The sequence below is a fragment of the Geobacillus proteiniphilus genome (assembly GCF_001908025.1).
Taxonomy (GTDB): Bacteria; Bacillota; Bacilli; order Bacillales; family Anoxybacillaceae; genus Geobacillus; species Geobacillus proteiniphilus.
This window is the reverse complement of the sequence record NZ_MQMG01000005.1, coordinates 47,068-59,948: the sequence shown is the minus strand read 5'-3', so window position 1 is coordinate 59,948 and position 12,881 is coordinate 47,068. Positions and strand designations below refer to the sequence as shown.

Annotated in this window: 15 protein-coding genes and 1 pseudogene; 15 read left to right on the top strand and 1 reads right to left on the bottom strand. The window is 50.2% G+C overall.

The genetic code is table 11. The features are described from left to right. Nucleotide 1: 1 nt before the first annotated feature. The 13 genes and pseudogenes from flgK (at nt 2) to BRO54_RS19290 (ending at nt 10,002) form a co-directional block, all read left to right on the top strand. Nucleotides 2–1,597, top strand: a complete 1,596-nt coding sequence (gene flgK, locus BRO54_RS03235) for a flagellar hook-associated protein FlgK (RefSeq protein ID WP_074043114.1) — start codon at nt 2–4, stop codon at nt 1,595–1,597. A 10-nt stretch (nt 1,598–1,607) separates the two neighbouring features. Then, complete coding sequence (flgL, locus tag BRO54_RS03230; protein ID WP_074043113.1) at nt 1,608–2,501, top strand: flagellar hook-associated protein FlgL; 894 nt, start codon at nt 1,608–1,610, stop codon at nt 2,499–2,501. Nucleotides 2,502–2,624: 123 nt separating this feature from the next. After that, the gene (locus tag BRO54_RS03225) at nt 2,625–3,179 is read left to right on the top strand and encodes a DUF6470 family protein (RefSeq protein ID WP_074043112.1); all 555 of its coding nucleotides are present in this window, start codon (nt 2,625–2,627) and stop codon (nt 3,177–3,179) included. 21 nt (nt 3,180–3,200) lie between these two features. Continuing rightward, on the top strand, nt 3,201–3,635 hold the full coding sequence (fliW, locus tag BRO54_RS03220) for a flagellar assembly protein FliW (protein ID WP_074043111.1): 435 nt from the start codon (nt 3,201–3,203) through the stop codon (nt 3,633–3,635). Between the two features lie 13 nt (nt 3,636–3,648). Next, the gene (gene csrA / locus BRO54_RS03215; RefSeq protein ID WP_062898962.1) at nt 3,649–3,888 is read left to right on the top strand and encodes a carbon storage regulator CsrA; all 240 of its coding nucleotides are present in this window, start codon (nt 3,649–3,651) and stop codon (nt 3,886–3,888) included. Nucleotides 3,889–4,077: 189 nt separating this feature from the next. Next, nucleotides 4,078–5,139 (top strand): flagellin N-terminal helical domain-containing protein, encoded by a 1,062-nt coding sequence (locus BRO54_RS03210; RefSeq protein ID WP_074043110.1) that lies wholly within the window; start codon nt 4,078–4,080, stop codon nt 5,137–5,139. 346 nt (nt 5,140–5,485) lie between these two features. Then, complete coding sequence (locus BRO54_RS20380; protein ID WP_074043108.1) at nt 5,486–5,599, top strand: flagellin; 114 nt, start codon at nt 5,486–5,488, stop codon at nt 5,597–5,599. A 412-nt stretch (nt 5,600–6,011) separates the two neighbouring features. Beyond that, on the top strand, nt 6,012–6,644 hold the full coding sequence (gene darT / locus BRO54_RS03195; protein WP_074043107.1) for a type II toxin-antitoxin system toxin DNA ADP-ribosyl transferase DarT: 633 nt from the start codon (nt 6,012–6,014) through the stop codon (nt 6,642–6,644). After that, nucleotides 6,598–7,704, top strand: a complete 1,107-nt coding sequence (darG, locus tag BRO54_RS03190) for a type II toxin-antitoxin system antitoxin DNA ADP-ribosyl glycohydrolase DarG (protein WP_420809663.1) — start codon at nt 6,598–6,600, stop codon at nt 7,702–7,704. Before darT ends, darG begins: the two co-directional genes overlap by 47 nt. A 199-nt stretch (nt 7,705–7,903) precedes the next feature. Beyond that, nucleotides 7,904–8,559, top strand: a pseudogene (locus tag BRO54_RS19115) (RNA-guided endonuclease TnpB family protein). 165 nt (nt 8,560–8,724) lie between these two features. Beyond that, nucleotides 8,725–9,072 (top strand): hypothetical protein, encoded by a 348-nt coding sequence (locus tag BRO54_RS03175; protein WP_074043105.1) that lies wholly within the window; start codon nt 8,725–8,727, stop codon nt 9,070–9,072. Beyond that, nucleotides 9,069–9,665, top strand: a complete 597-nt coding sequence (locus BRO54_RS03170) for a hypothetical protein (protein ID WP_074043104.1) — start codon at nt 9,069–9,071, stop codon at nt 9,663–9,665. The genes BRO54_RS03175 and BRO54_RS03170 overlap by 4 nt, the downstream gene beginning before the upstream one ends. Further along, the gene (locus BRO54_RS19290; protein ID WP_139268034.1) at nt 9,628–10,002 is read left to right on the top strand and encodes a hypothetical protein; all 375 of its coding nucleotides are present in this window, start codon (nt 9,628–9,630) and stop codon (nt 10,000–10,002) included. Before BRO54_RS03170 ends, BRO54_RS19290 begins: the two co-directional genes overlap by 38 nt. 53 nt (nt 10,003–10,055) lie before the next feature. On the opposite strand, the gene BRO54_RS19990 is transcribed toward BRO54_RS19290, so the two are convergent. After that, on the bottom strand, nt 10,056–10,604 hold the full coding sequence (locus BRO54_RS19990) for a hypothetical protein (RefSeq protein ID WP_167367368.1): 549 nt from the start codon (nt 10,602–10,604) through the stop codon (nt 10,056–10,058). A 166-nt stretch (nt 10,605–10,770) separates the two neighbouring features. On the opposite strand from BRO54_RS19990, the gene flaG reads away from it, so the two are divergent. Continuing rightward, a complete protein-coding gene (gene flaG, locus BRO54_RS03160) occupies nt 10,771–11,130 on the top strand; it encodes a flagellar protein FlaG (protein WP_074043102.1) in 360 nt (119 codons plus the stop codon). Nucleotides 11,131–11,145: 15 nt separating this feature from the next. Continuing rightward, nucleotides 11,146–12,747 (top strand): flagellar hook-associated protein 2, encoded by a 1,602-nt coding sequence (locus BRO54_RS03155; RefSeq protein WP_074043101.1) that lies wholly within the window; start codon nt 11,146–11,148, stop codon nt 12,745–12,747. The last annotated feature ends 134 nt before the right edge of the window (nt 12,748–12,881 follow it).

The window sequence follows — 12,881 nt, the reverse complement described above, 5'->3', positions numbered from 1 at the left end:
GATGCTCTCGACATTTCACGGACTCGAAGCCGCCCGGCGCGGCATGATGGCGCAACAGGCCGCCTTGTATACGACAGGGCATAACATTGCCAACGCCAATACGGAAGGGTATACACGGCAGCGCGTCCAATTGCGGCCGACGCCGCCGTTCCCGACGCCTGGGCTCAACCGCCCGAACATCCCAGGGCAAATGGGGACAGGGGTGGAAACGTCGTCGGTCGAACGGGTGCGCGAATACTTTTTGGACGTCCAATACCGCGGCGAAAACAGCAAGCTCGGCTACTGGGAAGCGCGCGCCGAGGCAGCGGCGAAAATGGAAGACATCATGAACGAACCATCCGACAATGGACTGGCGAAAACGATGGACCAGTTTTGGCAGGCGCTTCAAGATTTGAGCACCCACCCGGAGAACGAAGGCGCGCGTTCCGTCGTCCGCCAGCGCGGGCTAGCCGTCGTTGAGACTTTCCATTATTTATCCAATTCACTCACGCAAATCCGCACGGACATCGGCTCGCAAATCGGGGTGGCGGTGACGGAAATCAACTCCCTTTTGAACCAAATCCGCGCCTTAAACGAACGAATTGCCGAAATCGAGCCGAACGGCTATTTGCCCAACGACTTGTATGATGAGCGGGATCGGTTGATCGACCAGCTGTCACAGTTCGTTGATATTCAAGTCGAAAAACGTCCCGTCGGGGGCAACTCTCTTCCAGCGGCGGAAGGGACGTATGATGTCTATGTGCTGGACGGGAATAACAAAGTGTATCTCGTACAAGGCCGCAACGCCTCATCGGTTTCGTTCCCCGACGGCAGCGACGTCGACGGCGATGGGGTGAAGGAAATGCCTCCCGCTTCAGGTGTCAATGCGCTCGATATAGGCGGAACAACCGTTTCCTTTTCCTCTCTTCCGAACGGCAAATTGCGCGGATTGATCGAAGGATACGGCTATCAAACCGGAACCGACGCCAGCGGCCAGCCGATCGTCAAAGGGTTGTACCCAGACATGCTGGCGAACTTGGACAAACTCGCCTATACGTTCGGCACGGTATTTAACGCCGTACACCAACAAGGCTACGGCCTGAACGGAAGCACGAATCATCCGTTTTTTGCTGGGATCGGCGCGGTGAGCGGCGCGGCGAAAACGATTCAACTGGCCGTGGATATCGGTGATTTGGCGAACATCGCCGCTGCGACGAAAAGCGGGGAAACGGGAAATGGCAACAACGCCATTAACCTGGCCAACGTCCGCAGCCTGCTTCTGTCCAATGCGACCGTTTCACTGCAAGACGGGGTCTCGGTCAATCTGGCATCGCTCAGCCTGCCGCTTTCATCGGGCACGGTCGAAACGAACTACCAAGGCTGGATCGGCCAGCTTGGCGTCGATGGCGAACAGGCGAACCGGATGAAAAGCAACAGTGAAACATTGCGCCAGTCGGTTGAAGAGAAGCGCCAATCGGTGAGCTCCGTGTCGCTTGACGAAGAGATGATGAACATGATCAAATACCAGCACGCCTATAACGCCGCGGCAAGGCAAATCACGGTGATTGACGAAATGCTCGATAAACTCATCAACGGCATGGGCGTGGTCGGAAGGTAGGTGAACGGTGATGCGCATTACGCAAAGCATGTTGGCGAACAATACGCTTAAGCAGATTACCCGAAGCTACGCCAATTTGGACAAATATCAAACCCAGCTGTCGACGGGGAAAAAAATCACCCGCCCGTCCGACGACCCCGTCGTCGCCATGAAAGGAATCGCCTATCGCGCCAATTTGGCTGAAGTCGAGCAGTTCAAACGCAATTTCTCTGAAGCGTACAACTGGGTAGAAAACTCCGATTCGGCGCTCGATAAGGCGACGCAGGCGCTCCAACGCATCCGCGAACTCGTCGTGCAGGCAAGCAACGATACATACGAAGAGACGCAGCGCCAGTCGATCGCCAAAGAAGTGCGGCAGCTGACCGAACATTTGGTCACGATCGCCAATACGAAAGTCGGCGACAAATACATCTTTAACGGCGCGAAAACGACCGAGCCGCCTGTTACCGTCAATCCGGACGGCACGATTTCGGTATCGGCCAACAGCCAACAGGTGAACATTGAGCTAGCGAAAGGCATTTACATTCCGGTCAACATTCCGCCAAGCACAGCGTTTGGAGCGGGCAGCGGGTTGTTTGCGGACTTGCAAAATTTAGCCGCTTCCTTGGAAAACCCGAATACGACAGGTGATGAGATCACGGGCTATTTGGACAAGCTCGACAGTCATATGACGAATTTGCTCGGCGTCCGCGCCGAACTTGGGGCGCGCATGAACCGGATCGAGCTGATGGAAGACCGCATCGACAGCCAACAAGTGATCGCGGAAAAAATGTTGTCGGACAACGAAGACGTCGATCTCGAAAAAGTCATCACCGACTTAAAAACGCAAGAAAGCGTCCACCGCGCCGCCTTGGCAGTCGGCGCGCGCGTCATCCAGCCGACATTGGTCGACTTTTTGCGCTAAGCTAGCTTTTTTCGCCGAATCAGCAGCTTCCAAGCAACGGTTCTCCGACTGAAAACGTTTGTGGCCGCTGTTTCTCTTTTCGCCCGCTCACGAGGCGAACCAGCCTTTGAAAGGAGGAAGGGCATGCGCATCCCGCAACTAAGGATGGAAGCGATGTACGCTCAGCTGGCGATCTCGACCGAACCCGTGCGGCTCGAGATCACCCAACCGCCCGCCGAGATGACGATCGAACAGCCGCCTGCCGACATGCGCATCGCTTCCGTTCCCGCGCGCTTGACGATCAACCAGTCGCAGGCGTGGGCGGCGGTGAACAACAAGCACGTGTTCCAATTGCTCGAAGACGCTGCCGATGACGGACGGCAAGCCGCGCTTGATTATATGGAACGCACGGCCGTTCAAGGCGACGAGCTTATGCGCATCGAAAACGGCGGCGATCCGCTCATCGAGCAAGCGGCGGCGAACAGTGAAGGCCCCCCGCTTGAGTTCAACATCGCCCTCGTCCCGCCGCCGTTTAGCGTCAAGATCGGCTACGAACCTGGGCGGCTTGACATTGACTGGCACATCCAAAAGCCGCGCATCGACGTGAGAGTGCATGAACCGATGATCCACTACAAGCGAGGAGCGGTTCGAATCGATCTCGCCCAGCGCCCGTCGCTTCACATTGACGTCGTCATTTGACGAAAATAGGAGGAACAAGGGATGAACATCGACACGAAATACCACGGAACGGTGGCGGTGAACGAGCAAGACATCGTCCACTTTCCCCACGGCCTGCCCGGATTCGCGGACGAGAAGCGGTTCGTCCTTCTTCCGCTCGCCGACACGCCGTTTGTCATCTTGCAGTCGGTCGAGACCCCTGCGCTCGGGTTTGTCTTGATCGAACCGTTTTCGTACTTTCCAACATACGAATTTGAACTGGATGAAGCGACGGTCGAACAACTTGACATCGAAAGCGAACGCGACGTCGCGGTGTACGTGATCCTCACCGTCGCCGACCCGTTTCACGAGACGACGGCGAACTTGCAGGCGCCCGTTGTCATCAACGCCCGCAAGCGGTTTGGCAAGCAAGTCATTTTGACGAACACACCGTACAAAACGAAACATCGCCTCTTCCCGGAAAAAGTGGCGACGTAAAGGAGGCGGCCCGATGCTTGTCTTAACGCGCAAAATCAAAGAAGCGATCCAAATCGGCGATGACATCGAAATCACCGTCCTCGCCATCCAAGGCGACCAAGTGAAACTCGGCATCAACGCGCCAAAACACATCGATATCCACCGCAAAGAAGTGTATCTTGCCATCCAAGCGGAAAACAACGCCGCCTCCCAAGCGTCCGAAACGTCGCTCGCCGAACTGACCGCTAAACTGAAACAATGGAACATCCCGTAAACGAATCAGGCGCCCAAGCGGCGCTTTTTTTGTCCCCATCGACAAAAAATTTAAATTTCCCTATTAAACTTCCAAAAAACGCGCCGATATAAAAAGTGAGCGCGGCTTGTGGCGAAAGGCGGCCGACTTTCGCCCCAGCCCGCCGTTCCACAAGGACGTGGAAAAAATCATTTCAAGGAGGAAGAGAACATGAGAATCAACCACAACATCGCGGCGTTGAATACGTATCGGCAACTGACGATCGGTCAAAGCGCCGCAGCGAAAAACATGGAAAAACTGTCTTCCGGTCTGCGCATCAACCGTGCGGGCGATGACGCGGCAGGCTTGGCCATCTCGGAAAAAATGCGAGGGCAAATTCGCGGGTTGGAGCAAGCGAGCCGTAATGCGCAGGACTCAATCTCGCTCATCCAGACAGCAGAAGGAGCGTTAAATGAAACGCATTCTATTCTTCAACGGATGCGGGAGTTGGCGGTTCAGGCAGCTAACGATACTAATACGGCTACGGATAGAAATGAAATTCAAAAAGAAATTAATCAGTTGGTGGATGAGATCGACCGTATTGCAAATACTACGGAGTTTAACACTCAAAAATTATTAGATGGAAGTAAAGTCGGATTAAGCGCTGCTGTAAATGGAACTGTTACTTTGCAAAATAATAGTTCTATAAGTGGTCTTACTGCTAATGTTAGCGATGCTACCTTACTTAATAAAACAGGGACTATTACGATTACTAGAACCACAAATGCTAATAATGACGCAACTGACTTTCAAATAAGCGACCCGTTAGGATTAGGTGGGATTTCCTTATCAGACACACAGACCTTAACTGGATTTGGAGACAATATATCGTTTAGCCAAGATTTGCTCAACATGAGAGTCGGAGAAAGTATTACTATCAGTGTTACGAAATATGAGGCCGCCCAAACAGATACCTCTAAAGCTATTTCTACTCAGATCGGGGCTAATAGCGGTCAAACGATGTCAATTGGTATTAATAGTATGAAAGCTGTGGATTTAGGTGTTAGAAATGGAACAACATTAGCAGCTATTGATGTAACAACAGCCGGCAAGGCTAATGCAGCGATTACTCAAATTAATAATGCAATTGAAAAAGTATCAGCAGAGCGTGCGAAACTAGGTGCTTTCCAAAACCGCCTAGAACACACGATCAATAACTTAGGCACATCTGCTGAAAACTTAACAGCTGCAGAATCCCGCATCCGCGACGTCGATTATGCCTTAGCCGCGTAAACGGCGACAGGCACAGTCGTCCTAGCTGGAAACGGCTAGGATCATCACCGGGTGAATTGCTGGGAAGCCCTGAGAGCCTTTGGCGCCACAACGGAGCTGGAAACGGCAGACGTGACGGCGGAAAAAGCCAAAGGATTGGGCAATCAGCAGCCAAGCTCCTGTCCCGAAAGGGTGGAGAAGGTTCAACGACTAGGGCATACCGCCTACGGCTTGTGCTATGGCGATGAAGCCCGTAGGGTGAAGAGGATCTCCATCGTCCTCGCTCATCCGAAGCGCCCGGCCCCTAACAGGTAAAGCTGAGGGTGAAGATGTAGTCTTGTCCCACGCCGAAAGGGTGGGTGGCACGATGGCCAAAGAAATGATGGAATTCACGAAAAACAACATCTTGGCGCAAGCGGCGCAAGCGATGTTGGCGCAAGCGAACCAACAGCCGCAAGGGGTATTGCAGTTGCTTCGTTAACATGCAGAGTGATACCGAGGGAGATTTTGTTCCCTCGGTATTTTCAAAAAATATTATAGAACATATGTTTGTGATTGTGCTATAATTAATTAAAAGAAGTGATTTACTGTGAGGTACCTTGTTGTGAATCTAAAAAGAGGAACATACCGTTCGCAAAAAAGTTTTTCAAACTTTTTATTTGTTCGAGGCAAGCGTGTGACTTCGTATTCGTCAAGATTTGGGATGACGTAGGGGTGGCCGAAGTATGGGCCTGAAAGCAAAGGCGTTCGGCTTTGGATAGGCTGATGAAACAATGGCTATTTTTCAGACGGAGACATAAAGCGTTAGCGTTTCAAATTGTATTACACTGTTGTATAGAAAACTTTAGCTTTTGAAAATATATCCGTCATAAAGGCCAGGTGTTCTTAGAAAAATGATCAGTAAAAAATGGCTGTATCATATCACCCACTATCGCAATCTTCATTCCATTTTTGCGCATGGCGGATTGCTGGCAAACAGCTTAGCCAAAACGAAAAACATACCTTATATAAATATAGCTCATGCCAGTATACAAAGCCATCGGTTGACCACCTTTGTTCCGCTGCCTCCGTATGGCACACTACATGATTATGTCCCCTTTTATTTTGCGCCCCGTTCTCCGATGTTATATGCTATAAACAAAGGACATGTCGAAGGGTATACAGGTGGGCAAGATGAGGTCGTCTATCTTTTGTCGAGGACGGACATCATTCATTCAAGCGGATTAAAGTATGTGTTTACCAATGGACATGCAATAATGGCTATGACCGATTTTTATAATGACTTAAAGGATTTGAATCAAATTGATTGGCACATTATGCGATCGATCTATTGGCGTGACACGGAAGATGATCCTGATCGCAAAAGGAGAAGGCAAGCGGAGTTTTTGGTATATGGGTTTGTTCCCATTCATCTCCTTGTAGCGGTTGCTGTAAAAAGCAGCGAATGGGAGTCGAAAGTCAAGCAAATCGTGTTGCAGTATGGTTATAAAGGTTCAGTTGTTATTCGGCCAGATTGGTATTTTTGAAAGGGTGAAGACGATGATCATCCTAAAGAAGGGAAACCTTTTGGACGATGAAGCCGAGGCGCTGGTGAATACAGTGAACTGTGTCGGTGTCATGGGCAAAGGGATTGCGTTGCAGTTTAAGCAAGCTTATCCGGAGATGTTTTCTGATTACGAAAAGGCATGCCGCCGAGGAGAAGTACGGCCGGGAAAGATGCATGTTGTGGAGACGGGGATGTTGTTGAACCCGAAGTATATTATCAATTTCCCGACAAAGCGGCATTGGAAGAGCCGCTCGCGCATGAAGGACATTGAGATTGGGCTTGCGGATTTAGTCGATGTGGTGAAAACGCTGCAAATCCGATCGATCGCTCTGCCTCCGCTTGGTTGCGGCAATGGCGGCCTTCGTTGGGAAGATGTGCGGCCCAAAATTGAGGAGGCGTTTGCCCCGCTAGAAGAAGTCATCGTGCATTTGTATGAACCGGTGGGCAGTCCTCGTCCGGAACAAATGAAAATTCGCACGAACCGGCCAAAAATGACGAGAGCTCGGGCGTTGCTCCTTCTGTTGATGAACGATTACTCGCTTCCTGGGTATCATCTGTCCTTATTGGAAGTGCAGAAGCTTGCTTATTTTCTTCAAGAAGTCGGCGAACCGCTGCGACTGCGGTTTGAGAAAGGGACGTATGGACCGTATGCCGACAATGTCAATCATGTATTGCTTCGCATGAACGGCCATTTCCTTACCGGCGTTGGCGACCGCAGCGGGAGGGCGGAAATTCGTGTATTGCCTCACGCGATCAAAGAGGCGGAGGCATTTCTGAACGGCGATCAAGAGGCGAAGGACCATTTGGAACGGGTTCGTGTTATCATTCGCGGCTTTGAGACGCCGTATGGCTTGGAGCTGCTGGCTACCGTGCATTGGGTGGTGAAAGAAAATCCGAATGGGAAGGACGATGTAGGTGCGATTGTCGATGCCATCGGCCGCTGGAATGAACGGAAAAGACGATTGTTTTCCAGAGATCATATCGTGAAAGCGTGGGAGCATTTGCGCCGGACGAACGCGTGGAGTAAATCAGGTTCGTGAATATGAACGGCTCCCGCTTCCACGCGTGAGCGGAAGTGGGGGATGAATCGGTATTCGCCATCGATTTCCCTCTTGCCTCCCACGAATCAAAGGTGTAAAATAGACAGAAATAGAACAAACGTTCCGTCAGGAAGGAGGGAAGGTCATGCACAAAGCCGATCGCTTTCGGTTGCATCCCACCCGAACATAAGCGGAGCTCATCAACCAAACGATCGGGTGTTGCTGGTTTGTGTACAATCACTTTTTGTCCGAATGGAATCAGGCGTATGAAACGACAGGGTCGGGGCTTGGCTATAACGAATGTTCCAAGCGGTTGATCGCGTTGAAGCAGACACTTCCGTGGCTGAAGGCGCCGGATTCCACTGCCTTTCAAAACGCGCTGCAGCCGTTGGACGAGGCGTGTGACCGATTCTTCGATGGAACGGCGAACGCTCCCCGCTTCAAAAGCAAAAAACACCCGAATCAATCGAGAACATGGCCAAATGTGAGAACGATTTCCTGCACAAATGGCCCACCCGCCTCATCCGCGAAAACCAAGTGGTGTGCGTGGAGGACTTGCGCGTGCGGAATAGGCAGAAGAATCGCAAGCTGGCCAAACGCATTTCCGATTCCACGTGGGGGCGCTTGCTCAACATGCTCGAGTATAAAGCGAAATGGTACGGACGGACGCTGGTCCGCGTCCACAGCATGTTTCCATCGAGTTCATTGTGCTCGTGCTGCGGGCATCGGCAGGTTGAGGTGAAATCGCTACATGTCCGCGAATGGGTGTGCTCAAATTTCTGAGCCGAACATGACCGGGATCATAACGCCGCCCGAACTATTTTGCAGGAAGGGCTTCGTTTGCTGTCTGAGTAAGACAGCTCAACCGCGGGACGCACGGGGATGGCTTGGTTGACAGCCTGCCGCAGGGCGGGTGTTCCCAAGAATCTCCTACCTCTAAGCGTTAACGTAGGTGGGAGAGCGTTCAATTCAAAACGTATGTCATAATGAAAATAAAGACTGTTGCGTGGAGGTTGTATAATGTCTGGAAAAGAAAAGGTCGTTCATTTTAAATACTTGTTTGCTGATGACTATAATCCTGTCTACGTCAATGGGGCGCACGGCGGAATTTCTCCGCAGGGGGAGATTGTTGTGAACTTTTATTTTGAACGCCGTCCCTTGCCTTACGAGGAAACATACGTGTTTGAAGGAACAGGACAGCCAGCAAGAAAGACGGATGTACGGCCTCCTGACCATGAAGAAAATATTATCCGCTATGTGTCAACTGGGGTTGTGATGAATTTGGAGACCGCGAAACTTTTTCACGAGTGGCTGGGTGAGCATATTATGATGTTGGAACAAATTCGGAACGAGGGGACACAGCAATGATTTTACGCGCAGAGAAGTCTTCATCTACTGGAATCGACGAGTATTTTCGTTTGCCGAAAACCCAAGCTGTCCGTGCCCGTTTCCCCGTTTCGGAACCATTGATTCGGGAAACAGTGGGTGAGGAACATGTTCGGTTGCCCCATGTTGAGGAAACAGCAACACCGATGAAAACGGTGATATGGCGAAATGAGCATTCTTTTGGACGGGTGACTCCCTTTATTTATGACCAAGTGCGAAAGGCAGAAAACATAGCCAAACTGCAAGCCATCAGAGAACTGGGGAACGATTGGAATGGAAATGGCGCGGATTCATTTTCCGATAAATTGATTGAGAAGGTCTTCAGTGTGATTCACACGATCATTAAGCAGCCGAAGCTGTTCCCCACAGCACGAGATAGCATTCAGCTTGAGTTTGAAAAAGAAAATGGAGATTACTTGGAGTTTGAACTTTTTGAAAACAAAATTGATGTTTTTGTGTCATATGCAGATGGACGTGAAATGGAAAAATCGATCCCATACGATGTGCGGGAGATAAATCGAATCATTGTTGACTTTTATGAAACCAGAGATCGGACGGGAAGAAAGGCTGTTTAGGGCTGTTTTTCCGAGCATTGTATGGGATGAGGAGCACAATCGTCCATCATCTGCTTTGTTCAAAGATAAGAGAGGGGTTTCTGTTGACCGAGACGGTGGATGCACGGAGGAAGAGGTCGTTTCTAGGTTTCAAGACCGTTTTGGTGTGGAAAAAGTAAAGGCTGTCGTCTATGTTGAAGCCGGTTTTTGTATGGATATCGGTGCCCATCTTGTTTATTGCCCGTCGCACCGAAATCCGTATCACGCCGAAATTCATGATTCTCCTAGTAAAACGATGTTATCAAACGCTAAAGCGAGAAAGCTGGCATTGCATTGTGCAGTTGTTTATCGCGCATAGATCTACAAGACTGGTGAAAACAAAATTTTTCTCCCCCGACAAAACCGTCCGTCTCAACGCGCAAGAACCTCTAATAAAGCGTCGGACAAAGAATCTTCATTTAGATCAATAAACCGGATGTTTGGCGGGGGAGTGGCGATTTTCCAGGCGTATTCGATGTCGTCTTTGTCACGGAGAAGGTCCGTCTTCTTGAATGCCTCAGCCGGCAAGTTGGGAAAAGAAACGGTGATGTTCGGTGACTGCGCCTGTTGATCGAATAGCAGAAATTTCACGGTTTCGTTTTTTCCGATCATATCAATTCGCCCGTTTGCGCCGATTACCTCCTTCCCGACCGGTTCGATCGTGACGATTTGGTCGGGAAAATGGAGTTGCCATTTTTCTGTCGTGTATTCCCCGAGAAGTTCTTCTTGTATTTTGATGTTTTCCCGCTTCACTGACAGCAACCCTTTTTCCTGCAATGGGGTAAGGAATGGTTCGATTTGCCTATAGAACGATTCGATTTCACGTAGCCATTGCTTTTTTAACTCCTCGCGATTGATTTGCTTTCGCTCCCTCTCTTCTTTCTTCTGTTTCAAAAACTGCTCTAAATGTTCCAACCCCAACGTACTCATCTCCTTTGCTTTTCGATACCTTTATTATACATCAATTTTTCCAAGAAGGACTCTTTCTCCGTTGCCCACCGCATTTCTCTCCTTTCCCCCCTTCACACTTCCCATGTTTCATCCGATATAAACAATAGAAAGCGTCCAAAGCAAAGGAGCGGGTTGTATGACGATTGAACGGGTGTCTTCTTCTTTTCCTTCTTATGAACCGACGCGAGCTGAGCAGGTGAATCCAAAAGTCGAAATCTTGCCGGCGCAGGCGCAAGTAGCAGAGGGGGCGTCTCCTAGTGAGAAGCTCCCGTCGGAGGAAACGCTTGAGAAAGTGGTCAACGGCTTGAATGAGCTGGTGCAGCCGAGCCATACGTCGGTTCGGTTTGAGCTGCACAAAGAGCTACATGAATATTACGTGCAAGTGATTGACGAGAAGACGCAGGAAGTGATCCGCGAAATTCCGCCGAAAAAGCTGTTGGATATGTACGCGGCGATGATGGAGTTTGTCGGGCTTTTGGTGGATAAAAAAATTTAACGGTGGTGAGTCGAAATGGCGAATACGTTGCGCATCAGCGGCCTCGCGAGCGGGATGGACATTGACAAAATCGTCAGCGATTTGATGAAAGCGGAGCGGATGCCGCTTGATAAATTGAAGCAGAAAAAGCAGCTGCTCGAGTGGCAGCGTGATGATTATCGAGAGATGAATAAGCTGCTCAGCGAGTTAGATACATCGATCTTTGATGGAATCTATCGGCAGGCGACGTTTACGAAGCAGACGGTTATCAGTTCGAATGAAGCGGCTGTTTCTGTTCGAAACATTAGCTCTACTTCCCAATTGACATCAACTATCAAAGTGACACAATTGGCAGAGAATGCTTATATGTATGGAGCTGTTGCCGTAGGCAATGCCAATTTCGATCCATCCCAAACGTTGCTTAGTCAAGATAGCAACATCACGAAAAATAACGGCTACACGTTGAGCAGCGGGACAAAGGAGATTCGCATTAAGGCGATTAAGAGCGATGGCACGATGCCGACCGAGTGGACAACGATTCAATTTGATCCGAGTGTTGATTCATTAAACTCGTTGATTAATAAAATTAATAGCTCTCAGGCCGGGGTAGTGGCTTTTTACGATAGCCGAACGGGCAGAGTGTCATTGACGGCGAAAAATACAGGCGATGCGTCAGAAGGCGCTGAAATTGTAATTGATGGTACAGCTGACAGGTTTTTGATTGACGTGTTAAAGCTACCTCAAGACAGTGATATTGCTGCTGCGACACAGGATCCGAGCAATAATACGATCATGTTGGGGAGAAAAGGAAAGAACGCTCAGTTTACAATTAACGGTTTACCAACGGAACGTCCAACGAATGTGTTTCAGATTAACGGGTATGAGTACACATTAAAGCAAACAACCGTAAGCGAAGTAACCGTGACTGCCTCGACGGACGTTGATGCCATTTTCAATTCGATCAAGTCATTCGTCGACAAATACAACGACACAATCGCCAAAATCAACGCCGAGCTGAAAGAAGAGCGCTACCGCGACTATCCGCCGCTTACCGACGAGCAAAAGGAAGCGATGACGGAAAAGCAAATTGAGCTGTGGGAAGAAAAGGCGCGGAGCGGGATGCTTCGCGGTGATTCGATTTTGTCCAGCGCCCTCAGCAAAATGCGGATGAATGTGTACACGAAAGTCGAAGGGGCGAACATCCCAAGCGGGTTCTCGCAGCTCGCGCAAATCGGGATTACGACGTCGTCGAATTACCTAGACGGTGGGAAGTTGATCATTGACGAAACGAAGCTGCGGGAGAAAATCAAGGAAAACCCCCAAGCGGTGTATCAGTTGTTTAACCAAGACGGCGCGACGGATGCGGAGAAAGGCATCGCCCGCCGCCTGCGCGATACGATCAAGGAAACGATCGGGAAAATCGAGCAAAAGGCGGGGAAAACCGTTTGGACGAACCAACAGTTTGCGATCGGGCGCGATTTAATCCAGATCAATGACCAAATTGACCGGTTTCAAGATCGGCTGAAACAGATTGAAGACCGCTACTACCGCCAATTCACAGCGATGGAAGAGGCGATTCAGCGCGCCAACCAACAAAGCATGTATTTGATGAATGCCTTTGGCGGCATGCAAAGATAACGATCAGCGGCTGTGGCATGCAGGCGTCCGTTGGCGCTTGGCCATCATCGGAAAGCGATCCGCTTCCTGATGATGGAGGTTTTAGGCTGAGACAACTGAAAAGGCGCGACGCCTCTTTAAGGGGGCGGTTTGGC

Bases quoted from the DNA above. Each gene is read 5' to 3' on its own strand.
- flgK (WP_074043114.1), top strand. From the start codon at position 2: ATGCTCTCGACATTTCACGGACTCGAAGCCGCCCGGCGCGGCATGATG.
- flgL (WP_074043113.1), top strand. From the start codon at position 1,608: ATGCGCATTACGCAAAGCATGTTGGCGAACAATACGCTTAAGCAGATT.
- darT (WP_074043107.1), top strand. From the start codon at position 6,012: ATGATCAGTAAAAAATGGCTGTATCATATCACCCACTATCGCAATCTT.
- BRO54_RS03170 (WP_074043104.1), top strand. From the start codon at position 9,069: ATGATTTTACGCGCAGAGAAGTCTTCATCTACTGGAATCGACGAGTAT.
- BRO54_RS03175 (WP_074043105.1), top strand. From the start codon at position 8,725: ATGTCTGGAAAAGAAAAGGTCGTTCATTTTAAATACTTGTTTGCTGAT.
- BRO54_RS03225 (WP_074043112.1), top strand. From the start codon at position 2,625: ATGCGCATCCCGCAACTAAGGATGGAAGCGATGTACGCTCAGCTGGCG.
- darG (WP_420809663.1), top strand. From the start codon at position 6,598: ATGGTTATAAAGGTTCAGTTGTTATTCGGCCAGATTGGTATTTTTGAA.
- BRO54_RS03210 (WP_074043110.1), top strand. From the start codon at position 4,078: ATGAGAATCAACCACAACATCGCGGCGTTGAATACGTATCGGCAACTG.
- fliW (WP_074043111.1), top strand. From the start codon at position 3,201: ATGAACATCGACACGAAATACCACGGAACGGTGGCGGTGAACGAGCAA.
- csrA (WP_062898962.1), top strand. From the start codon at position 3,649: ATGCTTGTCTTAACGCGCAAAATCAAAGAAGCGATCCAAATCGGCGAT.
- flaG (WP_074043102.1), top strand. From the start codon at position 10,771: ATGACGATTGAACGGGTGTCTTCTTCTTTTCCTTCTTATGAACCGACG.
- BRO54_RS03155 (WP_074043101.1), top strand. From the start codon at position 11,146: ATGGCGAATACGTTGCGCATCAGCGGCCTCGCGAGCGGGATGGACATT.
- BRO54_RS19290 (WP_139268034.1), top strand. From the start codon at position 9,628: ATGAAACCAGAGATCGGACGGGAAGAAAGGCTGTTTAGGGCTGTTTTT.
- BRO54_RS20380 (WP_074043108.1), top strand. From the start codon at position 5,486: ATGGCCAAAGAAATGATGGAATTCACGAAAAACAACATCTTGGCGCAA.